Origin of the sequence: Hymenobacter jeongseonensis (assembly GCF_015694725.1) — a bacterium.
GTDB lineage: Bacteria > Bacteroidota > Bacteroidia > Cytophagales > Hymenobacteraceae > Hymenobacter > Hymenobacter jeongseonensis.
On record NZ_JADQDQ010000004.1, the window covers coordinates 164,419 to 190,094 of the forward strand.

19 protein-coding genes are annotated in these 25,676 nt (G+C 60.7%); 7 read left to right on the plus strand and 12 right to left on the minus strand.

Annotation, left to right across the window (positions count from 1 at the left end; translation table 11 throughout):
- Nucleotides 1-13 precede the first annotated feature (13 nt).
- The 5 genes from paaD to I2I05_RS10270 form a co-directional block, all read right to left on the minus strand.
- On the minus strand, nt 14-514 hold the full coding sequence (gene paaD, locus I2I05_RS10250; protein ID WP_196282158.1) for a 1,2-phenylacetyl-CoA epoxidase subunit PaaD: 501 nt from the start codon (nt 512-514) through the stop codon (nt 14-16).
- Nucleotides 515-622: 108 nt separating this feature from the next.
- Complete coding sequence (paaC, locus tag I2I05_RS10255; protein ID WP_196282159.1) at nt 623-1,372, minus strand: 1,2-phenylacetyl-CoA epoxidase subunit PaaC; 750 nt, start codon at nt 1,370-1,372, stop codon at nt 623-625.
- A gap of 3 nt (nt 1,373-1,375) precedes the next feature.
- Complete coding sequence (locus I2I05_RS10260; protein ID WP_196282160.1) at nt 1,376-2,062, minus strand: phenylacetic acid degradation b; 687 nt, start codon at nt 2,060-2,062, stop codon at nt 1,376-1,378.
- Nucleotides 2,063-2,081: 19 nt separating this feature from the next.
- On the minus strand, nt 2,082-3,074 hold the full coding sequence (paaA, locus tag I2I05_RS10265) for a 1,2-phenylacetyl-CoA epoxidase subunit PaaA (protein ID WP_196282161.1): 993 nt from the start codon (nt 3,072-3,074) through the stop codon (nt 2,082-2,084).
- Between the two features lie 82 nt (nt 3,075-3,156).
- On the minus strand, nt 3,157-3,750 hold the full coding sequence (locus I2I05_RS10270; protein ID WP_196282162.1) for a TetR/AcrR family transcriptional regulator: 594 nt from the start codon (nt 3,748-3,750) through the stop codon (nt 3,157-3,159).
- Between the two features lie 202 nt (nt 3,751-3,952).
- On the opposite strand from I2I05_RS10270, the gene I2I05_RS10275 reads away from it, so the two are divergent.
- The 4 genes from I2I05_RS10275 (at nt 3,953) to I2I05_RS10290 (ending at nt 7,503) form a co-directional block, all read left to right on the plus strand.
- Nucleotides 3,953-5,056 (plus strand): T9SS type A sorting domain-containing protein, encoded by a 1,104-nt coding sequence (locus tag I2I05_RS10275; protein WP_196282163.1) that lies wholly within the window; start codon nt 3,953-3,955, stop codon nt 5,054-5,056.
- Nucleotides 5,057-5,212: 156 nt separating this feature from the next.
- Nucleotides 5,213-6,241 carry a thiamine-phosphate kinase gene (gene thiL / locus I2I05_RS10280; RefSeq protein WP_196282164.1) on the plus strand — a complete coding sequence of 343 codons (1,029 nt, stop codon included), beginning with the start codon at nt 5,213-5,215 and terminating at the stop codon, nt 6,239-6,241.
- 141 nt (nt 6,242-6,382) lie between these two features.
- Nucleotides 6,383-6,919 (plus strand): YMGG-like glycine zipper-containing protein, encoded by a 537-nt coding sequence (locus I2I05_RS10285; protein ID WP_196282165.1) that lies wholly within the window; start codon nt 6,383-6,385, stop codon nt 6,917-6,919.
- A 128-nt stretch (nt 6,920-7,047) separates the two neighbouring features.
- A complete protein-coding gene (locus I2I05_RS10290; RefSeq protein ID WP_196282166.1) occupies nt 7,048-7,503 on the plus strand; it encodes a YybH family protein in 456 nt (151 codons plus the stop codon).
- A 36-nt stretch (nt 7,504-7,539) separates the two neighbouring features.
- Here I2I05_RS10290 and I2I05_RS10295 read toward each other — a convergent pair whose 3' ends face one another.
- The 6 genes from I2I05_RS10295 to I2I05_RS22335 form a co-directional block, all read right to left on the minus strand.
- A complete protein-coding gene (locus I2I05_RS10295; RefSeq protein ID WP_196282167.1) occupies nt 7,540-7,779 on the minus strand; it encodes a hypothetical protein in 240 nt (79 codons plus the stop codon).
- Nucleotides 7,780-7,782: 3 nt separating this feature from the next.
- A complete protein-coding gene (locus tag I2I05_RS10300) occupies nt 7,783-8,157 on the minus strand; it encodes a hypothetical protein (protein ID WP_196282168.1) in 375 nt (124 codons plus the stop codon).
- 8 nt (nt 8,158-8,165) lie between these two features.
- Nucleotides 8,166-8,684 (minus strand): hypothetical protein, encoded by a 519-nt coding sequence (locus I2I05_RS10305; protein ID WP_196282169.1) that lies wholly within the window; start codon nt 8,682-8,684, stop codon nt 8,166-8,168.
- 1 nt (nt 8,685) lies between these two features.
- Complete coding sequence (gene rlmD, locus I2I05_RS10310) at nt 8,686-10,098, minus strand: 23S rRNA (uracil(1939)-C(5))-methyltransferase RlmD (RefSeq protein ID WP_196282170.1); 1,413 nt, start codon at nt 10,096-10,098, stop codon at nt 8,686-8,688.
- Between the two features lie 417 nt (nt 10,099-10,515).
- The gene (locus tag I2I05_RS10315) at nt 10,516-16,014 is read right to left on the minus strand and encodes a T9SS type B sorting domain-containing protein (protein WP_196282171.1); all 5,499 of its coding nucleotides are present in this window, start codon (nt 16,012-16,014) and stop codon (nt 10,516-10,518) included.
- A 96-nt stretch (nt 16,015-16,110) separates the two neighbouring features.
- Nucleotides 16,111-18,384 carry a GEVED domain-containing protein gene (locus tag I2I05_RS22335; protein WP_196282172.1) on the minus strand — a complete coding sequence of 758 codons (2,274 nt, stop codon included), beginning with the start codon at nt 18,382-18,384 and terminating at the stop codon, nt 16,111-16,113.
- A 283-nt stretch (nt 18,385-18,667) separates the two neighbouring features.
- Here I2I05_RS22335 and I2I05_RS10325 point away from each other — a divergent pair, with 283 nt between their 5' ends.
- A complete protein-coding gene (locus I2I05_RS10325; protein WP_196282173.1) occupies nt 18,668-19,471 on the plus strand; it encodes an SDR family oxidoreductase in 804 nt (267 codons plus the stop codon).
- 175 nt (nt 19,472-19,646) lie between these two features.
- Here the strand turns inward: I2I05_RS10325 and I2I05_RS10330 are convergent, their stop codons facing one another.
- Nucleotides 19,647-21,374: a S8 family peptidase gene (locus tag I2I05_RS10330; RefSeq protein ID WP_230688271.1), complete on the minus strand. Its 1,728-nt coding sequence runs from the start codon at nt 21,372-21,374 to the stop codon at nt 19,647-19,649.
- Between the two features lie 712 nt (nt 21,375-22,086).
- Here I2I05_RS10330 and I2I05_RS10335 point away from each other — a divergent pair.
- Both I2I05_RS10335 and I2I05_RS10340 read left to right on the plus strand, forming a co-directional pair.
- Nucleotides 22,087-22,890, plus strand: coding sequence for a hypothetical protein (locus I2I05_RS10335; RefSeq protein ID WP_196282174.1), 804 nt, complete (start codon nt 22,087-22,089; stop codon nt 22,888-22,890).
- A gap of 60 nt (nt 22,891-22,950) precedes the next feature.
- Nucleotides 22,951-25,542, plus strand: a complete 2,592-nt coding sequence (locus I2I05_RS10340) for a PIG-L family deacetylase (RefSeq protein WP_196282175.1) — start codon at nt 22,951-22,953, stop codon at nt 25,540-25,542.
- Nucleotides 25,543-25,676: the final 134 nt, after the last annotated feature.

Genomic DNA, 25,676 nt, shown 5'->3' on the forward strand with positions numbered 1-25,676 from the left:
ACTGCTGGCAAAGCTACACCGGCTTGAACTGTTCGAATAGCTGGCGGCAGTCGTGGCAATAGTGCACGGCCCGGCATAGCGTAGCCCCAAACGGCGTGCGCAGCTCCGTATTGTGGCCGTGGCAATTCGGACATTCTGCATACTCCAGAAAATCCAGGTCAAAGACTTGGTTGCCAATGACCGGCGGCGGCGACAGCTTGTGCTGGCGCAACGCTTGCCGGCCAGCTTCGGTGAGCATATCCGACGTCCAGGCTTCGCGCAGGCTGATGTTGACTTCGACCGCCGGCACGCCGTGCGCGAGCAGGGTGCGCTCCACATCGCGCTTCATGTAATCCATGGCCGGGCAGCCCGCAAACGTGGGCGTAAGCTCCACCGTCACCTTGCCCGTGGCGTCGTCCAGCGCTACCCCGCGCACCACCCCGAGGTCGATGAGCGAAATAGTCGGAATTTCCGGGTCTTTTACCGCCTGCAACCAGTCGAGAATTTGCGCTTTATCGGGGTGTACAATAGTCATGCTTAGGGGGCGTCCCGAAGGAAGCTATTCTATCAAGCTAATTAAGACGATGCGGCGTAAGGCATTGGCGCTGCGCTTTTTTGGCTTCGCCCGCCCGCCCCCAAAGGGTTACCAGTCAGCCGTCGGGTCGAGCCGAAATACCTCGGCCATTTCATCCAGTAAGGGCTGCAAATACTCCGTGTGCTGGCCCTGGCGCCCACCAAAAACGGGCGTCAGGCTAAGCACATCGGGCACCTGTAGCGCCGTATGGGCCAGTACTTTGGTAATGCTCTCCAGCCACCGGCCAAGCAACTCATCTTCGCCAACAAACAAGCCGGAGCTAATAATTTCCGCTTCGGCATCGGTCTTTTCAAAAATGCCCAGCGCGTAGGGCAGCGTGAAATCCAGGGAGCGCTGCATGCGCTCGATGGCTTCATCGGTGGCCGTACCCAAGCGTTTTACCCACGTATTGGCGTGAAGGGCGTGGTACTTCAGTTCGCCGCGCAGCTTGCGGGCCACCTGGGCCAGCGGCTCGTAGCTGCTGCCAGCCAAGGCTTCGAAGCGCAGCAGCTCGGCGTGGTCGAACAGGAAATGGCGGGTCAGGCTGAAATCGTACTCGCCAATGGGCAGCTCCACCAGCTGGCAGCAGTGAAACTGTTCGGCGTTGCGCGTAAACGCCACCGTATCCGGTTCGCTTTCGCCCAGCTGGTGCAGCAGCGTGTACAGCTGCAGGCTGTGGCCAAGCTTATCCTGGGCCATGCTCGAAAAAGCAATGTCTTCTTCCAGAATCGGCCCCAGGCCGTTCCATTCCGAATTGCGGTGGCCGAGAATCAGCTGGTCGTCGGCGAGGCGATATAAAAGGTCGAGTTTGGGGTCCATGAACTACGCTTGCGGGTTTTCGGCCTTAAATTTTTCGATGCGGTCCTGCACTTTGTAGGAAATGGCGTCGCGGTACTTTTTCTCGGGCGTGGTAGCCCAGATGTCGCGGTCCTCGTCGCTGGAGCGGAGGAAATCGGCCGAGCGCACGGCCCACACATTGGCCACCGGGCGCTGCTCGCCAAACACGGCTTTGGCCACTTGCAGGGCATCGGCCGGGGAGCTGGCGCGCACTTTGCCCACGTGCTGATGGGCTTTGCCCCGCTTTTTGAGGTGAAAGATGTCGTAGTCTTCCTCGCCCGCCGCGTAGGCCGCTTCTTCTTCGGCAGTATGGTCAGTCGCCCGCGAATCAGCGGCCCCAACGGCTGCCGCAGGGCTGTTGGGGAGCAGGGGCAGCGTATCGTAAGCCGAATCCTGGTCGCCAACATAATCCGTTACGGTGACGGCCGCCGTGGGCACTACCCACAGGCCCGTGCAGGCAAAGCGCCGGCTGTACTGCTCTTTGGCAAAGAGAAAAGCCACGTCAGCCTCCGGTGCGTGCACCGGCCCCACGTAGACGTAGGGCGCGCCTTCTTTCTTTTGATGAAATACCTCGTAGGTACCGAACTGGTCCAAGGCCGCTTTGGCCGCCGGTGCGGCGGGCGCATCGGGCAGCCCCAGCCGGTTCATGCGCGGGTCGTGGGAATGTATCATGACAGGCTATTGCTTTCAATTAAGCCAACGGGCGCACGTACTGCGTTTTGGGCGTGAGCAGGGCACGGCGCACCCAGGCGCCGTTTTCTTCGGCAGCGCGGCGCACGGCAATGCGCTCGGCGTTGCAGGGGCCGTCGCCGTTTATCACACGCTTGAAGTCTTCCCAGTCGGGCTCGGTGAATTCCCACTGGCCGGTTTCCTCGTTTTTGCGCAGGTTGGCATCGGGCAGCGTCAGGCCGATTTCCCAAATTTTGGGCACATACATGTCCAGAAACTGGTTGCGGCACTCGTCGTTCGACGCCATCTTCACCTTCCAGCGCATCAAAATTTCGGTGTGCACCGACATCTTATCCGATGGGCCGAAGAAGGTCATGATAGCGGGCCACCAACGGTTTAGAGCTTCCTGCATCATCTTGCGCTGAATGGGCGTGCCGGTGGCCATGTGCACCACGGCGTCGTGGCCGTACTTCAGGTGGAAGGCTTCCTCGGCACAAATCCGGTCCAGCGCGCGGCAATAAGGGCCGTAGCTGCCCTTGGCGTTGGCGAGCTGGTTCACAATGGCCCCGGCGTCAATCAGCCAGGAAATCACGTTCGAATCGGCCCAGGTGGGCGTGGGGTAGTTGAACACGTTGGAGTACTTGCTCTTGCCGTTGATGAGGTCAATCAGCATTTGCTCGCGGGTTTTGCCCAGCGTTTCGGCCGCCGAATACAGCAACTGCGCGTGGCCTACTTCGTCCTGTACTTTGGCCATCTGGGCCATTTTGCGGCGGAAGCCGGGTGCCCTGGTAATCCAGGTGCCTTCGGGTAGCGAACCGATGATTTCGGAGTGCGCGTGCTGCTCAATCATGCGGGTAAGCTGCTTGCGGTAGAGGGCCGGCATCCAGTCGCCGGGTTCAATCTTCTCACCCCGGCCAATGCGGGCCTCAAATTCGGCCAGCAGAATGGGGTCTTCGTTTTCCAGGCCGGTGGCGGCGGTGGTTGGGAGGTCGTGAGTGCTGGCGGAACCGTACATGAGACAGGGTGGGAATGGATGAAGGATAGGAGATGGTAGAAAAGGGCAGTGGAATAGAACGTATTCCGCTTTGCTCTTCCATTTAGTCTTTAACAAGCAGGCCGCCCAGCAACTGTTCGGCCAGGCGGTGGGCAATTTCGTCGGGGGTTAATTTACCGTCGGGGCGGTACCAGGCAGGCAGCCAGTTGAGGCTGGCCAATAGCGTAAGGGCAACGAAGGCCGCATCGGGCGCGTGCAACTCCCCAGCGGCGATGCCCTGCTGAACCAAGGCACGAAAGGCGGCTTCGTAGCGGTCGCGCAGGGCCAGAAAGTCGGTACGGGCTGGCTCGCTCAAGTGGCGCCACTCCTGCAGAAACACAGTTGAGGCCGCGCTGTCGCGGGTAAGCACCCGCACGTGGCCCTCAATGGCCAGCCGCAATTGGGTGGCAATGGGAGCCGTCGTATCGGCCGTGGCCGCGGCAAAAGCAGCAAAAAATTCTTCTGCCAAGCCAAAGCACACGCGGTGCAGGATTTCCTCCTTGGACTTGATGTGCGAGTACAAACTACCCGCCTCCAGGCCCAGCTCCGTGGCCAACTCGCGCATGCTGGTGGCCGCAAAGCCCCGCGCCCGAAAAAGGGACGTGGCCACGCGGTCAATCTGGGCCTTGCGCGAACGAAGTGGAGCTGCGGTATTCATAAGACGAAGCAAAGGTATGCTTGCTAACGCTCGTTAGCAAGAAAAAGTTGCTGTTTTGGCTGACTGATTTAACAGCGAGAGAATGCTGAATTTCATTATTTTGAGGTTGAAAAACACGTGTTAAACTCAATTCTACAGATGAACTAACTAGCTGCTGAGTGTATCTTTGCCGAAGCACAGACTTTCTTACTTCCATTTTTTTATGAAAAAACATTACTACATGCTTTCGGCAGCTTTGCTGCTAGCAGGAGCCGCTCAAGCCCAGGGAACTGAGTTGTTTTTCTCGGAGTATGCCGAAGGCGCACACCAGTCGGGTGTTAATTACGGCGGCACTGGCCTTTCGACCGGCAACGAGCGGGCCCTTGAAATCTACAATCCTACTAACAACGTTGTTAGCCTCGCTCCTTATTCCATCCGTCGCTACTCCAACGGCAGCGCCACGGTGGTAGAAGAGGAAAAGTTGTTCCGCAGCAACGCCACGCAGCAGGCCGTGGGTGCCAACACTTTGCCCCCGCAATCCACCTTCGTAATTGCCAACGGGCAGGCAACTCTGAATGAGATTGTGAACAACGCCAATCAGTTCAGCGCGGCTTACCTGGCCGGCACCACTACCCCCACGGTGATTGTGGGCGGTGGCACGGTGTTCTTCAACGGCGACGACGCTATGGCACTGGTGCGCTACCCCAGCGGCGTTGCTGGCCAGGGCACGGGCGTAATCATCGACATCATTGGCGTCATCGGCTCGCAGCCCGCCGCCAGTGGCACGGGCGGAGCCGGCAACTGGAGCGGCACGAACCCTGCCGACGGTACCCCCCCTGTTTATGCTTCCTCGGCTAACCAAACCCTTATCCGTCGGCCCGACATCAGCACCGGCGTGAAGGTGAACCCGGCCGCGGCTACCTACAATATTGCCGATGAGTGGATTTCCTACTCGCGCGCTTTCAACGGCACGGTGTCTAACCCCGGCGGTCAGCTCTACGACCAACTCGGCCAACACCTCGACTACACCGGCCCGCACGGCGCCTACCAGACGGTGCTCAGCAGCAAGCTGGCCAAATTCGATGCCAACATTAGCGTGTACCCCAACCCAGCCCACGGCACTGCCACGGTTGAAATTAAGGATGCCAAAGTAGGCAGCGTGGTGGTTATCAACAATCTCGGCCAGCGTATCAGCGCCCAGGGCAAAGGCCAGGGCCAGGAGAAATTGTCGTTGGACATTTCCGGCCTGAAAGCCGGTTTGTACTTCGTTCAGGTTATCGGCACCGATGGCCAGACTAAGGTTTACAAAGAGCTGGTGGTAGAATAAGCACTCCGCAGCAGTTACGGAAAAGGAGGGAAGCAATTCCCTCCTTTTTTTGTGGGCGTACTTTTACGCCTCTCAAACTAGGTTTGAGCGCAACCTTCGGCTGCGTTTCGTGCCCCGAAGGCACCACACCCTTTTTAAAGAGTATCCCTACAACCGATGTCTGAACTTACGCCGCTTACCGCCATTGGCGAATTTGCCCTGATTAGCCGTTTGCAAAAAGGAATTACCGTGCGCCAGCCCGGTACAGTGCTGGGAATTGGCGACGACGCGGCCATCATATCCCCCACGCCCGGCGCGGAGCTGGTGATGACCACCGACCTGCTGGTGGAAGGCATTCATTTTGACCTCTCGTTCTGCCCCTTGCGGCACCTGGGCTACAAGGCCGTGGCGGTGAACGTATCGGACGTGGCTGCTATGAATGCCCTGCCCACGCAATTGGTCGTGGGCATTTCGGCCGGTCCGCGCTTCACCGTGGAAGCCATTGAGGAGCTGTATGCGGGCATGCGCCTGGCCTGCGAAGCCTACAACGTGGACCTGGTGGGTGGCGATATGACGGCCAGCCGCGGCGGACTCACGGTGGCCATCACGGTACTGGGCGAGGCGCCGGCCGGCGAGGCCGTGCGCCGCAGCGGGGGCAAGCCCACCGATTTGCTCTGCGTGAGCGGCGACTTGGGCGGCGCCTTTTTGGGCCTGCAAGTGCTCGAGCGGGAAAAGCAAGCTTTCCTGGCCGACCCGGAAACCCAGCCCGAACTGGCCAACTACGAGTACGTGGTGCAGCGCCAGCTCCGGCCCGAAGCCCGCCTCGACATTATTCACGAGCTGAGGGAGCGCGGCATCCGGCCCAGCAGCATGATTGATATCTCAGACGGGTTGGCGTCGGAAGTGCTGCACTTATGCGCCGCTAGCGGCACGGGCGCCCGGGTATTCACCGAATTCCTGCCCATGGCCAACCCCACCCTCGAAGCGGCGGCCGAGTTTAACCTCGACCCCCTTACCTGCGTGCTGAACGGCGGCGAAGACTACGAACTGCTCTTCACCGTGCCAGTCACCGACCACGAAAAACTGAAAAACCACCCCGATATTACCATCATTGGCCATTTGACGGCCAAAGCCGACGGGGCCAATCTGGTGACCAAAGCCGGCCAGGCCGTGCCATTGCAAGCGCAGGGCTGGACCAGTTTTTAAGCCGAAAACGGAGCCTGCGAATAACCTTATTTTTAACTATAGCGTTAGGAGGGCCAATGGAAAGAATTCCGGTATGGCACGCTAATTGTCTTTGGTCTCCATACATCGGTATTTCTTCCAGTAAATTAAATCTCCTTAGCCATGAATAAGCTCCCCTATATCTTCACTTTGATTGTGCTGCTCAGCTCCGTATTTAGCTCGCCTTCGGCTCAGGCCCAGGAAAAAAAGAAATGGAGCCCGCAGGCCAAAGGCGCTGTAATTGGTGGCTTGGGCGGTGCTGCCGCTGGTGCCATTATCAACAAGCGTAACCGTCCCGTGGGTGGCGTGATTGGCGGTGTCGCTGGCGGTGCCATTGGCTACGGGGTGGGCAAGCACATCGACAACAAGCAGAAAGAGCGGGCTCGCATTGCGGCCGCTAACCAAGCCGCTGCCGACCGCGCCGCCGCCAACCGGGCTGCTGCCAACCGCGCCGCCGTTGCTCGCAACACTTCGGTGACCACCCGCACCCAAACGGCCATGGTGCCTTACAACAGCTTGGCGGCCGCACCCGCTGCAGCCATTGCGTATGATGCCCAGGGCATGCCCGTAGTTTCGAACGCAGCCTATTTGCCCAATCCTTCTTACGGCGACGCTTCGCACCCGTACTCTACTTCGGAGTACCGTCGCAAGAGCTGGTAATTGCTCGCTTCGCTTCCTTTACTAAACCCTGGGCGCCCGCGCCCGGGGTTTAGCCATTTTAGCCCCTTGTTGGCGGCGGCCTCAAGGGCCTTTACATTTACTTTTTCTTCACCAACTCTTTCGATTTTATGAAAGCCTTCCTGTATAGTTTGCTCGTGGCTGCAACGCTAACCTCTTGTTCCAAAGCGGATGAAGCAGTTAATATCCAGAACCTGAACCAAGAGTTTATCAGTGCCTGGAACAACAAGGATTCCGGCAAAATCAATGGTTTCCTGGCCGAGGACGTGAGTTTTGTGCAAGGCAGCGCCCACTGGAAAGGCAAAGGCGAGGTTTCGCAGAAATGGGTAAACGAGACCTTGCCCACCATCAGCGGGTTGAAAACCAGCGTGGTGAGTTCTTCCACCGATGCCAATACGGCCTACGAAGCCGGTACTTTTGCCGTGGACGTCCTGCCCGCGGCTCCCGGTGAGCCCCGCGGTTTTGGCGAAGGCAACTACATCTTCCTCTGGAAAAAAGGAGCCGATAAAACCTGGAAACTCAGCTACGCCCAACTGGAAGACCTGCCGGTGCAGCGCCGCAATTAGCCTTTCCAAATAATTCGTGAAAGCGCCCTGGAACGACTATTCGCCGTAAACGTCGAATAGTCGTTCCAGGGCGCTTTCGTCTTCTAAGTATGCGCCATTGGATTTGAAAACTTCGACTTCAAAGTGTAAATCTGCGAAAAACTCGATTTCCCACCTTTCACCGGGAACTGATACGAAAACCATAATAGCTTCCTCGCGGTGATGCGCCAGCGTATAATGAATTTTCCGGTCGTCCAGCTTAACTAAGAAATCGAGTAATTTCTGAAGCGAATCCATTCGTTAATCCTCCGGATAGGGCACAAAAACGAAATTGGTAAATTCCTTATCGAGCACGAAAAGGCAGCAGAATTCGTCGGGGTCTTTGTAAGTGGCCTGAAAACCTTCGATGCCGTCGACATCGATGATGCCTTGCTGCACGAACAACTCCAGGTAACTAGCGAAAACGTGCCAATCGAGGTTCAACTCGTCGGCATTTACCAACAAGCCTCCGAGCTGCACTTCCTGCTTGGCAAATACGAAAATGGGGTATTTGCTGAAGTCGCCCTTGCGAATCTGGGAAGAGGCTTCGAGCAGGGTATCGCACACGACGACGAAATCCTTGGTGATGGTGCCAAGGTATTTGCCGTTGAGTTCGGGGTCGTTGAAGTAGTCCATTCTAATTCTTAAATCGTTTGATTTATTGTATCGATTAGCAACTTTAGTCTCTTGTTATTTCTAAAATAGAAAGGGATTCTGCCTTTGGTGTTTGACCCCGAAACGACGTTTAGATGAATCTGATTTTCAGTGACCAGAGCAATTGCAAACGAGCCAACTTCAAACCATTTTGTTGCAACATTAGCAATTATGAATTGCTGTGTATTCTGTAAAACGCTCCATTTTAATTGTTTAAATACCTCTAACATAAGTTTTCGATTCTCAGCAGCCTTGAGGGTCGTCTGAATTAAGGTAAGCTTCCGTTCAGTCGATATACAATGGACTGCATAAATCGAAATTGCCCCGAATAACAAAAAAAATAACCAGGCAATTATGAGGCTCTGAATAGATGTGTTATGCCAGATAAATAAGGCACTAACAAACCAGAGACAAAAAAAATGTAATAGGCCTACAAAGCCGCCATACCAATCAACGTTGGCAGTTAGGTAGCCTTGTTTAATTGCTTTTTCACGGTCTAGGAATATCATCCTATTTCAACTCCAGTGCCACCACATTCTCCACGTGGTGGGTGTGGGGGAACATATCCACCGGCTGCACGCGGGTGACTTTATAGGCGGCGTCGAGCAACTCTAGGTCGCGGGCCTGGGTGGCGGGGTTGCAACTGATATACACTATGCGGGGGGCGCGCAGCTCCAGCAGACGTGCCACTACATCGGGGTGCATGCCGGCGCGGGGCGGGTCGGTAATGAGGACGTCGGGGCGGCCGTGGCGGGCGGTGAACTCGGCGGTGAGGATGTCCTTCATGTCGCCGGCGTAGAACTCGGTGTTGGTGATGTTGTTGATTTCGGCGTTGACGTGGGCGTCGGCTACGGCCTGTTCCACATACTCCACGCCGATGACTTTGCGGGCCTGGGCCGATACGAAGCTGGCGATGGTGCCGGCGCCGGTGTAGAGGTCGTACACCAGTTCATCGCCGGTTAGCTGGGCGAAGTCGCGGGCTACTTTGTAGAGCTGGTGGGCGCCTTCCGAGTTGGTTTGGTAGAAGGATTTGGGACCAATGCGGAAGCGCAGGCCTTCCATCTCTTCTTCGATGTAGGGCTTGCCGTGGTAGGTCACCACGTCGAGGTCGTGGAAGGTTTCGTTGCCCTTGTTGTTGAGCACGTAGTTGAGGGAGGTGATACCGGGAAACTTGGCCAGCAAGGCGTCGAGCAGCGGCTCGATGGCCTCGTCGGCGTGGTAACACTGCAGAATGACCATGATTTCGCCGGTGCTCTGGGCCGTGCGGATAATCAGGTTGCGCAACAGACCCGTCTGGCGCACCAGGTTGTTGAAAGGGATTTTTTGCTCGTGGGCATAGTCGCGCACAAACAAGCGGATTTCGTTGCTCGGCTCGGGCTGCAAGTGGCAGTGCTGCACGTCGATAATCTTATCGAAGCGGGCGGGGGTGTGGAAGCCCAGCACCTCGCGGTTGTACTGCGTGGTATCGTCGTTTATCTGCTCGGTGGTCAGCCAGCCGTTGTCGCTGAACGTGTACTCGAGCTTGTTGCGGTAGTAGGTGCGCTGGGGCGAGGAGAGGATAAAGGGAATTTCGGGCAGGGCCACTTTGCCAATGCGGGTGAGCTGGTCAATCACCTGCTGTTGCTTGTAGTGCAACTGCGCATCGTAGGTGAGGTGCTGCCACTTGCAGCCGCCGCAAGTGCCAAAGTGCTGGCAAAACGGCGTCGTCCGCTCTTCGGAATACGAATGAAACTTGACGGGAACGGCTTCCAGAAAACTCTTCTTGGCCTTAGTGACGCGGAGGTCGACAACGTCGCCGGGGGCCACCTGCGACACGAAGATGACAAGGTTTTCGACGCGGACGAGGCACTTGCCCTCGGCCACCATGTCCTGAATTTTAACGTTGCGAAGTAACTCGGCGGGGATATTTTTAGCTCTGCTCATAGGTGAGGCAAAGGTAGTGCGGGGGAACGCCTCAGCCTCCAGCCCCTGCCAGAAAAGCAACCCGGAACTGCTGTGGGTTGGCGGGAGCCATCTGTCTCATCGTGGGGCCCGATTCCGTAGCGGTGGGAGTCATCTCACGCATGGTAGGAACCATCTCGGGAATTTCGGAAACGGTTCATGCCTGATAAACGCCGAATAAATTAGTTCGTCATGCAGAGCGCAGCGAAGCATCTCGCGTGCAGCAGTGACTCAGTTGATTGAATTACTAATGCACGCAAGATGCTTCGCTGCGCTCTGCATGACGTGATAAGTTGGGCGATGGGCTGGATTGCCGAACGTCCAAATTATCACGAGTACTTCATAGAAAAGGCCTCCCGTGGGGGAGGCCTTTCTGCCTGATGCGGGCGTTAGTGCGGGCTATTTCACCACTTCAAACCAGTTTTTGAGGCTGGTGCCGTTGGGCAGTTTAAGCAGATAGAAGTAGGTGCCGGCCGAAATGCTGGCATCGCCGCCCCAGTTGTTCTGGTAGTTGGTGGTACGGTACACCTCGCGGCCCCAGCGGTTGAACACCGTAAACGTGTTGCCGGGGTAGAGTTGGATGTTGTCAATCTCCAGCACGTCGTTCTGGCCGTCGCGGTTAGGGGTGATGATGTTGTAGGTCCGCAACGCATTCTCAAAGTTCACGCTGGCCTCGTTGGAATTGGATAGCAAGGGCGTAGTCCCCGCGCCCACGGCCACCACCCGGAAGCTCTGGAGGAAGCCTGCGCTAATCCCTGAACCCGGCTCGGCATTGGGCACTATGGATTGCAAGGTGCTGCCGGCCACGGTGCTCAGGAGCACGGCCGGGCCGGCATCGGTGCGGCGGTAAATGCGGTATTCGGCCACCGGAAAGCCCACGAATGCATTCCAGGCGAGGGCCGTGCTGCCTTGCTCGCGGCCGCCGGACGTGGCGGTGTTGCTGGCCACCAGCCGAATGGTATGGGCTACGGTGCTGGGCACGGCGGTGCCGCAGCCGTCGGTGAGGTCCAGCTGGTATTCGTAGGAGTTGGCGGCTGCGTCCACGGCGTTGTTATCGGTGTAGGTAGTGGCCGAAGCCGCCACCGTGCCCACGGGCGCAAAGGTGCCCGTGCCCGCCACCCGCCGCAAAATGCGCACCGGCCCCGGCGTGTTGGCGCTATTGGGCGCATTCAGGCTAAGAATAATCTGGTTGTTGGGGGCCGCCGCGTCCACCGAGGCGTTGACGAGGGCCAGGCCGGGGCTATCGAACACAATGGTGCGGGTAGCAGCCGGGCCGGCGCACAAGGCCGGGCTGGCGCTGGTTTCGGCTGCGCTCACGCTATACGGCCCCGTGGCGCCGAACAGAACGGATATCTGGCTGCTGCCCTGGCCTGCGGCAACAGTGCCGCCCGTTACCGTCCACTGGAAGATGGCGCCGGCCGCCGGGTTGGCCACCGCGAAGGGCTGCGGCGTAGCCAAATCGCACACAAAGCCCGCGCCCGTAACCGTAGGTATCACCGGCGTGGGGCTCACCGTGAAGGAGGAGGTGACAACCGGCCCCACGCACCCACCGGCCGTGGTTTCCTGCGCCGTGAGGACGTAGGTGCCGGGGGCGGGCAGGGCGGCCATTGTGCGCGCATTGCCGGTGCCAGCCAGGGGCGTGCCATCGAGGGCAAACGCATAGGTAGAGCCGGGCAGGCCGCCGGGCAGCGAAAATGCCACCGGCCCGCTGGTCTGGCACACCAGCGCTAGACCCACCAGGGCCAGCGCTTGGGGCGAGGGGTTAATCAGCACCTTCAAGGTGTCGGACACGCCGCGGCAGATGCCGCCGGCCGGGTTGCTGGTTTCCGTCACCACGATTTTGCCAAGGGTCGGCACGGCGACGGGCGCCCAGCGCACGGTCACGGTATTCTGCGCCGTGCTCACCTGCGTGCCACCGATAATCTCCCAGGAATAGCTGGAGCCGTTGGCAAATGCCCCGCTGCGGTAGGTAAATGGCCCATCGGCCTGGCACACGGCGCGCGGCAGTGGGGCCGCGGCCACAATGTCGCCAGGGCCGGTGGGCCGTACTGTTTGTAGGCGCTGGTTGATGATAATGGGCAGGGTGAAGGTGTCGGAAGCACAGCCTTCGGCATTCAGGCGGAATACTTTGAGGTAAGCTCCGGTGGTGGCCGTGCCCCAATCCACGGTGATGGCCGCCGTGCCTTGGCCGCTGGCAATGGTGCCCCCCCGAATCAGCCAGGTGTAGGCCGATGCCGCTGGCGTGGGTACATTGTAGGCAACGCCCGTCACCGTCGGGCACACCGAAACCGGCCCGGCAACGGCTTCTGCGGCCGGGCGTGGGTTCACGGTCACGGTCACGGCATCGGTGCTCACGCAGCCCATGGCCGATGTCGCCGTCACGGTGAAGGTGCGGGTGAGTGGGGTGGCAGTGGCATTTACTCCCATGTACACCGGGCGGGCAGTCGTGGCGCTGCTTAAGCCGGTGGCGGGGCTCCAGCTGTAGGTGTAGCCCGGCCGCGCGGTAGTGCCCAACGTCAGGCGCTGCCCATCGCAGACGGCGGCATCGGGGCCAGCCTCGGCTACGGCAGCCGGGTTCACGGCCACAGTCACGGTGCGGGTGGCCACGCAGCCGTTGGCAGTGGTAGCCGTCAGGGTAAAGACGAGGGAATTTGGTGTGCCGGTGGTGTTGGTCAGCGTGAACGTGGGGTTAGCCACGTTGGCGCTGCTTAGGCCGGTGGCGGGACTCCAGCTGTAGGTGTAGCCTGCAACCGGGGCGGCGCCCAGCATAATGGCCGAGCCCGAGCACACGGCCTGGTTGGCCCCGGTCACGGCCACAGCGGCCGGGTTGATAGTCACCAGCACTGTGTCGCGCTGCACACAGCCATTGGCTGTGGTTGCTAGCAAAATGTACTGTTGGGTGAGTGGTGCGCCGGTCAGGTTGGGCAGCGTCACCGTTGGGTTCAGCACCGAAGCGCTGCTCAGGCCGGTGGCGGGGCTCCAGCTATACGCGGTGCCGACCACGGCCGCGCCGCCAATGACTACGCCCACGTTCGAGCAGGTTTGCTTCGGCAGTCCCGCATCGGCCACGGCGGCGGGGTTGATGGTCACGTTTAACGTGGCGGTGGCCACGCAGCCGTTGGCCGTGGTGGCTGTGAGCGTGTACACCTGCGTAATGGGTGCCGCGCCAAAGTTGGGCAGCGTCACCGTCGGGTTCAGCACCGAAGCGCTGCTCAGGCCGGTGGCCGGGCTCCAGCTATACGCGGTGCCGACCACGGCCGCGCCGCCAATGACCACGCCCACATTCGAGCAGGTTTGCTTTGGCAGTCCCGCATCGGCCACGGCGGCGGGGTTGATGGTCACGTTCACGGAACTTGTGGCCGCGCAGCCGTTGGCCGTGGTCGCCGTGAGAGTGTACGTCCGCACGATGGGGGCGCCGGTAGTATTGGTGCCGGTCACTGTCGGGTTCAGAATGTTCGGGTTGCTCAGGCCGGTGGTCGGGCTCCAACTGTACGCAGTGCCGGCCACGGCCGTGCCACCCAGCGCCGCCGAAACCGTACCCGAGCAGAAACTGACCGCCAAACCGGGGTTGGCTACGGCCGCCGGGCTCACCGTTACCAATACCACCGAAGTTGCCGTGCAACCTGTGGGACTGGTGGCCGTCACCGTATATGTGACCGTGATGGGAGCGCCGGTGGCATTGGGCAGGGTCACGGTGGGCTGCGCAAAGTTGGGGTTGCTCAGGCCGGTGGCCGGGCTCCAAGTGTAGGTGTAGCCCGGCAGTGCGGCGGTGCCGAGCGGGGCCGAGGCGGTGGCCGGGCACGTGGTAAGAGCCGGGCCGGCATCGGCCACGGCGGCGGGGCTCACCGCCACGCGCACCGTGCTGGTGCTGGTGCAGTTGGTGCCAGTTGCCACCGTGAGGGTATAAACTGTTTCGAGCGGGGCGCCCGTGGTATTGGGCAGCGTCACGGTGGGCTGGGCAATGTTGGGGTTGCTCAGGCCGGTGGCCGGGCTCCAAGTATAGGTGTAGCCCGCTACGGCGGGCGCGCCCAGCGGGACCGAAGGCGTGCCGGGGCAAATACTACGGTCGGCGCCGGCCTGCGCGGCGGGCGGCGGCGTCACGGTCACCGTCACGCTGGCCGAGGTGGTGCAGGTGCCGTCGGTTCCCACCACGGTATAAGTCGTGGTGGCTGTGGGCGAAACGGTAAGCGTGGCCCGGGTTGAGCTGAGCCCGCCGCCACTCCAGGAGTAGGCTAGGCCGGGAATGCCGGTCACGGCCAGGATAGAAGTCCCGCCCTGGCAAATCGTGGGAGCGGTGGCCGTCACCGTTAGGGCCGGCAGCGGCCGGATATCCACGGTTTTCACCAGCGAGTCGGTGGGGCAGCCGCGCGCTGAAATTCCCTTGAGCACCAGCGTGCCGGTCGTGTTGGTACCGGCCCAGGTCACGCGCACGGTGCCCGTGCCCTGGCCGCTGATAAGCGTGCCGCCCAGCACGCGCCAGTTGTAGGACGCGGCTGCGGGACCCGTGGCGGTGTACGTCCGCACGGTGGTGGGGTCGCAGACGGTGACGGGCCCGTTGATGGCCGTGGGACCGGCCGCGCGGTTCACCGTCACCCGGAAAACATCGGATACTTGGCGGCCGCCGCAGCCGTTGTCTTTCACGGTCACGGCCAAGTCGTACGCCGTGGCGCGGGCATCGCCGCAAACTGAATTGAACACGATGGTGCCACTCACCGAGCCCGTGCCGGTGGCCGTGGCCGTGCCCGTCAGGTTGCCGGGCACGACGGTGCCGGCGTTGCCATTGAAGCTGGCATCAAACGGCCCGCTGCCGTCGAGCAGGGCGCTGTTCACGGTCATCACCAACGGGTGGTTGCCATCGGGCTGAGTGGCCGTGATGGGAATCCGCAGCGTCTGCCCCTCCTCGATTACGTAGCTGCGGGGCGTGGTACTGACGGGCGGTAGAATGGGCGGCCGGGTGGGCGGGCAGGTCGATACCACGAGCTGCAAATCGCGGCGGGTGGTGCCAATGAGTACCTCCCGTCCGTTGATGGTGCGGTACTCCGACACGTCCACGGCCACCACGTACTGGCCATTGTTCATGCCGCCGTATTTGGCCACGCCGGTGCTGGCGTTGATGAGGGCAAAGTTGCCGGCCCCTGTTCCGAAGGGATTGGTTACGCTGTAGCCCGTATTGTAGGGAACGGGGGGCGGCAGGGGTGGGAAGGCTCCGGGGTTGCTGCGTTGTCCATAGGGGCTGCCAAATGAGTACACCAGCCGGTCGCCGTCGGGGTCGAAAGCGTTGTTGAGCGACAGCGTGGTATCGTTCTGGCAGATAATGGCCACCGCCGTATCAGAAAATACGGGGGAGCGGTTCGGCGTCAGCGGCGCGGCCATGCTCACAAACAAGGTGAGCGGCTGCTGGCCGGGGTCGAAGATGTTGGTGATGGTGGTATTGCGCGCCTGCACCGAATACACCGCGTAGTAGCCGGTAGAGGAGGCGGGCAGGTTCACCGTCTGCACGTATTTCAACAGGTAAAACGGCTGGTAGGGGCCGGCCACCGCACAGCCGAGCGGCACCGGAGGCAGCACCGGCTGCGGGTTGGCCGGCCCTTGGCGCAGGGCCGTAAAGCGGCCAATGTAGTTGGCAGTGGTGTCGCTGTTGTAAATCTCTACCTCGGCAAACTCGGGGTACGGGGCAATGCCGCTGTTTGGGTTGGAAGTGGTGTAGAGGCCGTTGCTGTAGATGGAAACGGTTATTTCGTAGCGAAACGGATTGCCCACGGGGCCATTGGCATCGAGGTAGCGGTAGCTCATCTCGCCGCCCAGCAGGTGGGTGGCCTGCGCCGGCCGGCCGGCAAGCAGAAACAGCGCCAGCAGTGCAATCGACCCAAGAAAACGCCGGAGTAGGAGTGTAGGCATATAAACAGTAAAGGGTAGGAGGGGCGGATGGCCTAGCGGCCATCGCGGGAAAGGGAGTGGAGGTAGAAAAATGGGAAGGGCGGCAAACGGCGCGCCTTACTCGCGTACCACGCGGCGCACAGCGGTCTGGCCCTGAGCATCGCGCAGGTGCAGCACGTAAATGCCCGGCGCAAGGGCGCTCAGGTCCAGTTCCGCGTCGGCGGTGGGGGCCAGGCACAGGGTAGTGCGCAGCACGGTGGCGCCGAGCAGGGTTTGGACTTCGGCGGCGTAGGTTCCCGTGGCTATGGGCTCGGACAAACGCAGGCGCACCCGTCCGTCCAGCGTCGGGTTGGGGAAGAGGTGGAGGCCCGGAAGGGCCAGTAGGGGGCGGGTGGCCAGGGGCACCACGCGCAGCTGGTAGTCCTCCACTTCGGCGTTGAGGATGGCGCCGGAGCACGGAGGAATGGTATTGGTGTTTACCACGCTCAGCACGCGCATGCGGGTATTGAGGACGCCGCTATTGGCAGGGGGCGCGAAGCTGGCCTCGTACGTGGCCGAGGTGGGGCCGCTGTTCGACACGCCGTCCACCATCAGCTCTGCAGGACCGAAAACGCCGTCCATGTTCCAGTCCACCCACACGTAGGTGCGGTGCATGATGGCCAGGTTGGTGGTCACGGCGATGTTGATTTGGCTGCCGGGCGATACGGTTATGGCCTGGTTGGTGTAGTTGCCGTAGCCGCCGGGGGCATTGCCCGTGACATTGGCATAAGCCGGCTGGGCCGTGCTCACGCGCACGGCCGTGATGTAGAAGGGGCTGGGCAACTGGGTGCCGCCGGGGCCATAGCTGCCCGTGCCATTGGCCGCGCAGTAGCTGATGCAGGGGATGAGTATTCGCACGGCGTTTAGGCGCGTGATGCTGGCCGTGCCGTAAATATTGGTGGCCGACAGGGTCACGTTGTAGCTGCCTTGCGCGGTGTACTGGTGCGAGGGATTTTGCTCGGTGCTGGTGGTGCCGTCGCCAAAATCCCACAGCCAGGAAGTGGGCTGGTTGGTGGTGAGGTCGGTGAACTGCACGGGGTTCACGCAGCCCCCGGCCACGTAGCTGCTCGAAAAGTTGATGAACGGCGGCAGCAGATTGGGCCGGGCCACCACGGTGTAGTCTTCAATCTGGCCGCTCACCGGGCGGTTGCAGGGGCCGGGGTTGTTGCCCACGGCATCGGCTATCACCCGCAGGCGCAGGCCTTGGTTGAGCACGGTGCCCGCGGGCAGGCTCACGGTGGTGCTGGCGCCGGGGCTGGGCGTATTCAGCCTTTCAAATAGGAGTTCGGCGGGGGCAAATACGCCGTCATTGTTGCCATCGAGGTACACCCGGATGTCGTGCGGGTTGACCCCGCCCGTGGTGATGGTCATGGGATACGTCACGTCCATGGTGAGCTCCGTGCGCTGGGGGCAGGTAAAATCCTGGTAGCCGGCGCTGCCATTGGCAGAAGTGTGCTCGATGGTGTTGAGCTCGAACCGGGTGATGCCGTAGTTGGCGAAGTAGTTCACGGTTTGGGGCGCGCAGCTGGCCGCCACCGGCACCAGGCTGTCGTACACGATGCTGGTGGTGGCGCTGGTGTTGCTTCCGGCCGCGTTCGTGGCTTCCAGGGTTACGCGGTAGGTGCCGGCCGTGGTGTAGCAGTGGCTGGGGTTTTGGTCGGTGCTGGTGGTGCCGTCGCCAAAGTCCCAGCGCCAGGCCGTGGGCAGGTTCTGGCTGGCATCGGTGAACTGCACGCAGCCCGAGCAAGTAAGGAGGCCGTCGGTGGTGAAGGCCGCCGTGGGCGCGCTCACATTGCTGGCCAGCGTCAAGCTGTAGTCCTCGGTTTGCGAGTACTGCGGGGTGGAGCAGGCCGTGGGCACCACGCCGTTGGCAAAGTCGGCGGCCACGCGCAGGCGCAGGCGGCTGCCCACGGTGGCTGCGGCGGGCGGCGTGATGGTGCCGGTGTGCAGCAGCCGGTTGTTGGAGCTAAACACCAGCTCGTTGTTGCCAGTAAAGGCGCCGTCGTTGTTGTAATCTATCCAGACGCGCACGTTTTCCGGCGTGCCGGCATTGGTGCGGATGCTGATGGGGTAGCTCTGGCCGAGGAGCAGGGCGGCGTTCAGGGTGCAGCTGTAGTCTTGGTAGCCGTCGCTCTGGCCGGCGGTGGTGTTGTTGATGAGCGTGGTGCCCAGCGTCACGTTCAGGATGCCCATGTTGAAAGCCGCGGCCTGGGCGCTGCTAGCCCGGCCCGGCGTGCAGGTGGCGGCTATTGGGCAAGTGGTTTGGCCCCATGCTGAAGACGAACCTAATAAGAGCAAAACGGCCACAATGCTTGGCGCAACGCAAAACCAAGAACGTAAGAGTGTGGCCATACAGGAATCAAATTGAAACGGGTAGAATTCAGTGGATAAATGTAAGCATGAAATGAGTTCAGCGCCCTGCAAACTGCCATTTGACCGCGTTTAATTGCCCAATTCTCAATCAATTCCGCCGTGCGGTTTTTCCGTTTTTGCAGCTCGGCAATGGGGTGCCAGGTAGTGGCTGCTCGCTGGCACCAGTAGCGGCCCGGGCAAAATGGTGCGGGCCGGCCGTAAGTTTGCCCCATTCTCTCCGCTGGCACCCGGGCCGGGGCGCCGGGCAATGTTTTTTTAGTTTATGCCAACGCAAACAGTACTTATCACGGGCGGCACGTCGGGCATTGGTCGGGCGTGCGCGCTGGCTTTCGGCCGCGCCGGCTACCAGGTCGCCTTCACCGGTCGCGACGAGGCCAAGCTGGCCGAAACCACCCAGGCGCTGACCGCCGCGGGCATTGCCAACCTGCCCGTGCGGGCCGACGTAGGCGACGAAGCTGCCGCCGAGCGCGCCGTGCAGGCAACCGTGGCCCGGTTTGGCGGGCTCAATGTGCTTCTCAACAACGCCGGCATTTCCATGCGGGCCCGTTTTCAGGACGCTGACCTGGAGGTCATTAAGCGGCTCATGCAAACCAACTTCTTCGGCACGGTTTTCACCACCAAATTTGCGTTGCCGCACCTGCTGGCCAGCAAGGGCAGCATTGTGGGCATCAGCAGCATTGCCGGCTACCGGGGCCTGCCGGGACGCACCGGCTACTCGGCCTCCAAGTTTGCCATGAACGGCTTCCTCGAAGCCCTGCGCACCGAATTGCTCGACCAGGGCGTGAACGTACTCACGGCCGCGCCGGGCTTCACTTCGTCCAACATCCGCCAGGTAGCCCTGGCCGCCGATGGCTCGTCGCAGGGCGAGTCGCCGCGCGACGAAGGCGCCATGATGAGCAGCGAAGCCGTGGCCGATGAAATCCTGAAGGCCGTGCAGCAGCGCCGGCGTTCCCTGGTGCTCACTGGCCAAGGCAAGTTCACGGTGTTCATGAACAAGCTGCTGCCGGGACTGATGGATAAGCTGGTGCTAAACCACTTCCGGAAAGAAGAAAAGGGGGTTTTGTAGGCCGGCAACCTCACCTCCGGCCCCACTCCAACAGCGAGGGAAGCCTGACGTTAATCAATAAAAAAGGCCCGGCTCAATCGAGCCGGGCCTTTTTTGTGTATTGGAGCTGCCGTGGCTCACCTCTCTGTTGGAGCGGGGCCGGGGGGAGGTGCCCGCCACGGGTGGAGCCCGCGCTTTACAACGCCGACTTCTCGGCTAGCTTCACGGCTTCGTACATATCCACCACGCCACCAGTGACCGAAAGGGTCGAGAAATCAACCATTTTATCGGAGCCGGGCAGGTTGACTTTGGTGCGGTGCACCTGGGCCGACTGCATGATGATGCGCTTCAGCTCCGCCGCCGTGAGCTTGGGGAAGTAGGACTTGAGCACTGCCGCCACGCCCGCCGTTACGGGCGAGGCCATGCTGGTGCCGCTTTCGTTGCCGAATTTGCTGCCGGGCAACGTGCTGAAAATGGCCACGCCGGGCGCGAATACGTCCACTGCCTTCTTGCTGTAGTTTGAGAAGCTAGCGGTGAGCTGGGCGTTGTCGCGCGGGCCGGAAGCGCCCACCGTGAGCAGGTTCGGCACGGCCGTGTTGTTGATGTAAAACGAGGCCGGGTAGTTGTTGGTCACGTCGAGGTTGGCGTTTTCGTTGCCGGCCGCGTGCACGAGCAGCACATTTTTGCTGGCTGCGTACTTGAAGGCGGCCTCCACGGCCTGGCGCTGGGGCGAGAATTCCTTGCCGAAGCTCATGTTGATAATCTGGGCGCCGTTGTCCACGGCGTAGCGAATGGCGTTGGCTACGTCCTTGTCGCGCTCATCGCCGTCGGGCACGGCCCGCACCGTCATGATGCGCACGGGCATGGGCGCCAGGCCCAGCACGCCGAGGTTGTTGTCGCGCACGGCCGCGATGATACCCGATACGTGGGTGCCGTGCATGGGGTCGGGGCCGTGAATGTCGTTGTTGCCGTAGTGGCGCTCGGTGAGGTCGCTGGGGTTGTCCTTCACGATGTCGGTGCGCGGGTCGAAAGTCAGATTCAGCGAGTTTTCCAGCATGCTACGCTCCTGCTTCACGCCATCGTTCAGCTGTTTCAGTAGGTCGTCGGCATCGGCCGAACTGGTTTGGTTCATCATGTCTAGCATGCCTGCAATGGCGCGCTGCAGGTTGGGGTCGTCGGTTTTGGCGTTGCGCAGGGCGGTAGTGTCCAGCGTGGTCACGCCCAGGGCCTGCTTCATGTTGCCCACCATCAGGGTGAGGGGGCCGGCCATGCTTTCCACTTGCTGGGCGCGCTCGGTCTCTTCGGCCAAACGGGCTTTGTATGTTTTTTCGGCTTTCACATACAAGGCGTAATCGGCCTTTTCAGTGGGCTTCACCGTGGCGGCGGTTTTGCCTTTGAAACGCTTGCGGCCGGCGGCCACAATGCGGGTCATTTCCAGGGTTTCGGCGTTCACGTTGCGGCCGTCGGTACCGCCCAGGAAGTTCCAGCCGTGCACGTCGTCCACGTAGCCGTTCTTGTCGTCGTCGAGGCCGTTGCCGGCAATTTCCTTGGTGTTGGTCCACAGCATGGCCTTCAGGTCCACGTGGGCCGTGTCGATGCCCGAGTCAATAACAGCGACGATGACGGGGGTGGCTGTCCGGTTTTTCAGAATTTCCTCGTATGTCCGGGTGGCGCCCACGCCGGGCACCTTGTCGAGCCGCGAATCTTTCAGATACCATTGCGACGAGCTCAGGTCGCCCACCGGGGCAGGCGCCGGCGCAGGGGTGGGCTTGGCTTCGGGCTCCGTAACAACGGCCGGCACGGGCGCGCTGATGGCAGCAGTAGAGGCAGTGGCCATGCTGGCCTGGGGCCGGCGGGCACAAGAAGAAAGGAGCGTGGCGGCCAACAGCACTGGCAGCGACACGCGAGAAAGATGTAGCGTCATATAGCAGGAAAAAGCCGCCAAGCGACGGCCGAGGTAGGAGGTAAACCGAATTCACCACAAATGAAGTTCAGCCACGCCAAAGACGTGTCCAACCGGCGCGATGTTGCGCCGGCGCCCGGCCATTGGCTCCGCACGGTTGCAATTTCAGACCCGGTCCGGTGCCGAAACCGGCCCTACCACCACGGCCAGCAGCACCATTTGCCGCCACGCGAGCCTGCACGGCGGGGAGTTCCTGGCTCAGAGGCGGCAGATTGTCTCGCTCAGTAATGCGGCGAGCAAATTGAGTGGCTAAATCTTCGGCAGGGAACTTGTAAGATTGAAAAAAGTTGTAATGCCATCCCATCCCATGTTGACCAAAACACAGGCCGATTTGGGCCAACTAACCTTGTGTTTTGAATAATTATATTTCATTGTATATTTATATAATGAAAAGTTGGTTCAATAGAGAAATTTGCTATAACAAACCGGACTAATCGGCTTATTAATTAATAAGAATGACTTATATGTATTTTTATGAAACGAGGTAGAACCATAATTCTTCGCGTCTTGGGTTCGCGCTGAGGGTCGGCGTAAGGCAAGCGTGACCGTTCAACTCTGGAACGTGATGAGTTCGGCACAACCTCATCCAAATGGCAAACGGAAGTTGTTGGGATAAGTGGGAGGGAGCCAATGGGCTGGTAACTTCACGTCTTCAAGTCTATTTTTTTCCCGCATGATTTGCTCCTTGCAATGGTCGCTCGCTGCGCTTTTAGTTGTGCTGCTGCCCCATATGGCTTTGGGCACTGCGCAAACACCAGACCGACTGATTTACCGCGGCGACACCCTTCTACTGCACTCTAATCCGTTGGAGCAGTGGCTTGATGAATTGCCCCAGCGGCCGCCCGAATTGAAGGGGGTAGGTACCAATTGTTGGCGGGGGTATGAAGCAATGTGGCAGTTGGAAAACGACCAACTGTACTTGGTGGCTGTGCAGCCCTGCGGCGGCAAGGCGATTTCGCCTGCTGTACTCCACCAGTGGTTTCCATTCGATGCTCCTCACCGCATTGTCGCGAGTTGGGTGACGGGCCAATTGGATGTGGTGCTGGGAAAGCTATTGCACTATGAGCCCATGGGCTACGCATCCATCTATGAAAAGGATTGGTTACTGCGCTTTGGGCAAGGAAAGCTGGTTGGCCAGCAAACCTTCGACAACCGGGGATGCCAAGTATTTCCATCGTCGGCAGGCAAAGAGTTTCAAAAACAGTTGTACCAAGCCATTAATTGGCGCAAGGTACCCAAACAGGGAGCACAAGTTCCCAGGCGCGTATTCATTCAATTCCAACCCGATAGCACGGGGCGCAACTGCCGCGTGGTGCTGGTGAAAGGCACCGGAATGCCTTACGACTCGTTGGCCATGACAGCAGCCAGAGCGGTGGCAGCGGCAACCGAATGGGGCGCCTGCTATCGGTTTGGCCGCTGGCAGCAATGGGACTGGACGGCCCCCATCGTTTTTGACCAAGCTAATCGCCGCCGTTAACGGTTCAGCTGCCTGGCAACTGTAAGGTAACTTCACGGCTTCAATTCCGGTTTCTCCCGCATGATTCGTTCCCTACGCCCGCTGCTGGCGGCGCTACTCTTGCCCCTCGCGGCCCTGGCCCAAACGCCCAAAACCTACTCTTCTTCGGACATCCTGCTGGGCCTGAAGAAGCTCAACGTCCTCGGCTCGGTGCTCTACATCGCCGCCCACCCCGACGACGAAAATACCCGCCTCATCGCCTATATGGCCAACGAGCGCCTGCTCGAAACCGGCTACCTGAGCTGCACCCGCGGCGACGGCGGCCAGAACCTCATCGGCCCCGAGCTGCGCGAGGGCCTCGGCGTGATTCGCACGCAGGAGCTGCTCGCGGCCCGGCGCACCGACGGCGGCCAGCAGTTCTTCACCCGCGCCAACGACTTCGGCTTCTCCAAAACCCCGGAGGAAACCTTCCGCATCTGGGACAAGGAGCAGGTGCTTGCCGACATGGTGTGGGTCATCCGCCAGCGCCGGCCCGATGTGCTCATCACCCGCTTCCCCACCGACGGCCGCGGCGGCCACGGCCACCACACCGCCAGCGCCATCCTCGCCGCCGAAGCCTTTGTCGCCGCCGGCGACCCCAAGCGCTTCCCCGAGCAGCTCAAGTACGTGCAAGCCTGGCAGCCCAAACGCCTGTTCTGGAACACCGGCAGCTTCTTCGTGAAGCCCGGCGAAGACATGGCTGGCTACCTCAAGCTCGACGCCGGCGGCTACAACCCCCTGCTGGGCCAGAGCTACGGCGAAATCGCGGCCCGCAGCCGCAGCAACCACCGCAGCCAGGGCTTCGGCTCGGCCGCCCAGCGGGGCGAGGCGCTGGAGTACTTCCAGCAGCTGAAAGGGGAGAAGGCGGCCAAAGACCCGTTCGACGGTATTGATATAACCTGGAACCGGACGAAGGAAGGTGCTGCGTTGAGCAAGCTGATTCAGGAGGTGATTCGAAAGTATGACCCCAACAAACCCTCCGCTAGCATACCTGCCCTGATGGCCATCCGTGAAGACTTGTGGGAGCGCGCGTCGGATGGCAAAGACCCCCTGGCTCAGCTCAAGCTAAAGCAGGCAGATAAACTGCTGCAGGCGTGCCTGGGTCTGTACGTCGAAGCCACCGCCGACGCTCCGTTAATAGCTGCGGGACAGCCCGTGGCCATCACAATTTCAGCGCTGAATCGGTCGCAGCACAAAGTTGCCCTGCAAGGTGTTTCCTATATGGGCTTTGAATTTAAGCCCGGAGTAGAATCAGCCAAAGCTGCTCCGGCTCAGCCGCTCACGGCCGACAAAATCGTGAGCACGACTGCCACGCTTGATATTGGTGAAGCCAGTATCAGCCAGCCCTATTGGCTTCGCGAGCCTGGCAGCCCTGGCATGTACAAACTTCCTAAGGAGGTACTGGGCGGTCGGGATGGCGAACGCGGATACAAGATATTGTTTAATCAGCCCGAGCTAATGGGCCAGCCCGAAAACCCGTCGTATCCCTACTGCCGCGTGCGGATGGAGGTTGAAAGTCCTGGTCAAGCGCGTCCATTTGACCTGTACATGGAAGTGCCCGTCCAATACAAGCACACCGACCCCGTACTCGGCGAGCTCTACCAGCCGCTGGCCGTGGTGCCGCCCGTGATGGTGAACCTGCCGCCCGCCCGTTCCTACGTCTTTGCCGACAACCAGCCCAAGACCGTGCCCGTCACCCTCCGCGCCGGGCGCGCTGGCGTGAGCGGCAACCTCGCCTTGGCCCTGCCCACCGGCTGGAAATCGGAACCTGCCACCGTGCCCTTCATCCTTGCCAACAAAGACCAGGAGCTGACCGTGAACTTTCAGGTGCAGCCCAGCGCTGGGGCCGCCTCCGGCCACTCCGAGCTGCGCGCCACCGCCACGGTAGAGGGCCAGAAGTACTCGCGCGGCATCCAGCCCATTGTGTACCCGCACATTCCCACGCAGTACCTCTTCCCCGAAGCCGTGGCCCCGCTGGTGAAGCTCGACCTGAAGCGGCGCGGCCAGAACGTGGCCTACCTCATGGGCGCCGGCGACGAAGTGCCCGACGCCCTCCGCCAAATCGGCTACACCGTGACCCTGATTGAACCGCAGGACCTCACCGCCGCCCGCCTCAAAACGTTCGACGCCCTGGTGGTCGGCATCCGCGCCTACAACACCGTGGACCGCCTCAAAACCCAGCAGCCCGAAATCCTCAAGTACATCGAAGGCGGCGGCAACGTCATCGTGCAGTACGCCGTGGCCCGCGGCACCGTGATGCCCGAAATCGGCCCGTATCCCATGAAGCTGAGCAACGACCGGGTGACCGTGGAAGACGCCCCGGTCACCTTCCTCAAGCCCAAGCACGCGCTGCTCAACTACCCAAACAAAATCACCGAGCAGGATTTCAAGGGTTGGGTGCAGGAGCAGGGCCTCTACTACCCCAGCTCCTGGGACCCCAAGTACCAAACCGTCATCAGCAGCGCCGACCCCGGTGAGAAGGCCAAGGAAAGCGCCATCCTGGTCGCGGACTACGGCAAGGGCCACTACATCTACACAGGCCTGTCACTGTTTCGCGAGCTGCCCGCCGGCGTGCCTGGGGCGTTCCGCTTGATTACGAACATGATTTCCTACGGCAAAGAGCCCGCGCAGTAGAGACGCAATATTTTGCATCTTGTCGTTGAACGGCCAAACAAAACGTCATGCTGAGCGCAGTCGAAGCATCTCGCTCGGGGCAGTAATCCAATCGTGAGAACGATGCGAGCGAGATGCTTCGACTGCGCTCAGCA

What these genes read in the sequence shown, in the direction of transcription:
- paaD (WP_196282158.1), bottom strand. Translation starts at nt 514, where the DNA reads ATGACTATTGTACACCCCGATAAAGCGCAAATTCTCGACTGGTTGCAG.
- paaC (WP_196282159.1), bottom strand. Translation starts at nt 1,372, where the DNA reads ATGGACCCCAAACTCGACCTTTTATATCGCCTCGCCGACGACCAGCTG.
- I2I05_RS10260 (WP_196282160.1), bottom strand. Translation starts at nt 2,062, where the DNA reads ATGATACATTCCCACGACCCGCGCATGAACCGGCTGGGGCTGCCCGAT.
- paaA (WP_196282161.1), bottom strand. Translation starts at nt 3,074, where the DNA reads ATGTACGGTTCCGCCAGCACTCACGACCTCCCAACCACCGCCGCCACC.
- I2I05_RS10270 (WP_196282162.1), bottom strand. Translation starts at nt 3,750, where the DNA reads ATGAATACCGCAGCTCCACTTCGTTCGCGCAAGGCCCAGATTGACCGC.
- I2I05_RS10275 (WP_196282163.1), top strand. Translation starts at nt 3,953, where the DNA reads ATGAAAAAACATTACTACATGCTTTCGGCAGCTTTGCTGCTAGCAGGA.
- thiL (WP_196282164.1), top strand. Translation starts at nt 5,213, where the DNA reads ATGTCTGAACTTACGCCGCTTACCGCCATTGGCGAATTTGCCCTGATT.
- I2I05_RS10285 (WP_196282165.1), top strand. Translation starts at nt 6,383, where the DNA reads ATGAATAAGCTCCCCTATATCTTCACTTTGATTGTGCTGCTCAGCTCC.
- I2I05_RS10290 (WP_196282166.1), top strand. Translation starts at nt 7,048, where the DNA reads ATGAAAGCCTTCCTGTATAGTTTGCTCGTGGCTGCAACGCTAACCTCT.
- I2I05_RS10295 (WP_196282167.1), bottom strand. Translation starts at nt 7,779, where the DNA reads ATGGATTCGCTTCAGAAATTACTCGATTTCTTAGTTAAGCTGGACGAC.
- I2I05_RS10300 (WP_196282168.1), bottom strand. Translation starts at nt 8,157, where the DNA reads ATGGACTACTTCAACGACCCCGAACTCAACGGCAAATACCTTGGCACC.
- I2I05_RS10305 (WP_196282169.1), bottom strand. Translation starts at nt 8,684, where the DNA reads ATGATATTCCTAGACCGTGAAAAAGCAATTAAACAAGGCTACCTAACT.
- rlmD (WP_196282170.1), bottom strand. Translation starts at nt 10,098, where the DNA reads ATGAGCAGAGCTAAAAATATCCCCGCCGAGTTACTTCGCAACGTTAAA.
- I2I05_RS10315 (WP_196282171.1), bottom strand. Translation starts at nt 16,014, where the DNA reads ATGCCTACACTCCTACTCCGGCGTTTTCTTGGGTCGATTGCACTGCTG.
- I2I05_RS22335 (WP_196282172.1), bottom strand. Translation starts at nt 18,384, where the DNA reads ATGGCCACACTCTTACGTTCTTGGTTTTGCGTTGCGCCAAGCATTGTG.
- I2I05_RS10325 (WP_196282173.1), top strand. Translation starts at nt 18,668, where the DNA reads ATGCCAACGCAAACAGTACTTATCACGGGCGGCACGTCGGGCATTGGT.
- I2I05_RS10330 (WP_230688271.1), bottom strand. Translation starts at nt 21,374, where the DNA reads ATGACGCTACATCTTTCTCGCGTGTCGCTGCCAGTGCTGTTGGCCGCC.
- I2I05_RS10335 (WP_196282174.1), top strand. Translation starts at nt 22,087, where the DNA reads ATGATTTGCTCCTTGCAATGGTCGCTCGCTGCGCTTTTAGTTGTGCTG.
- I2I05_RS10340 (WP_196282175.1), top strand. Translation starts at nt 22,951, where the DNA reads ATGATTCGTTCCCTACGCCCGCTGCTGGCGGCGCTACTCTTGCCCCTC.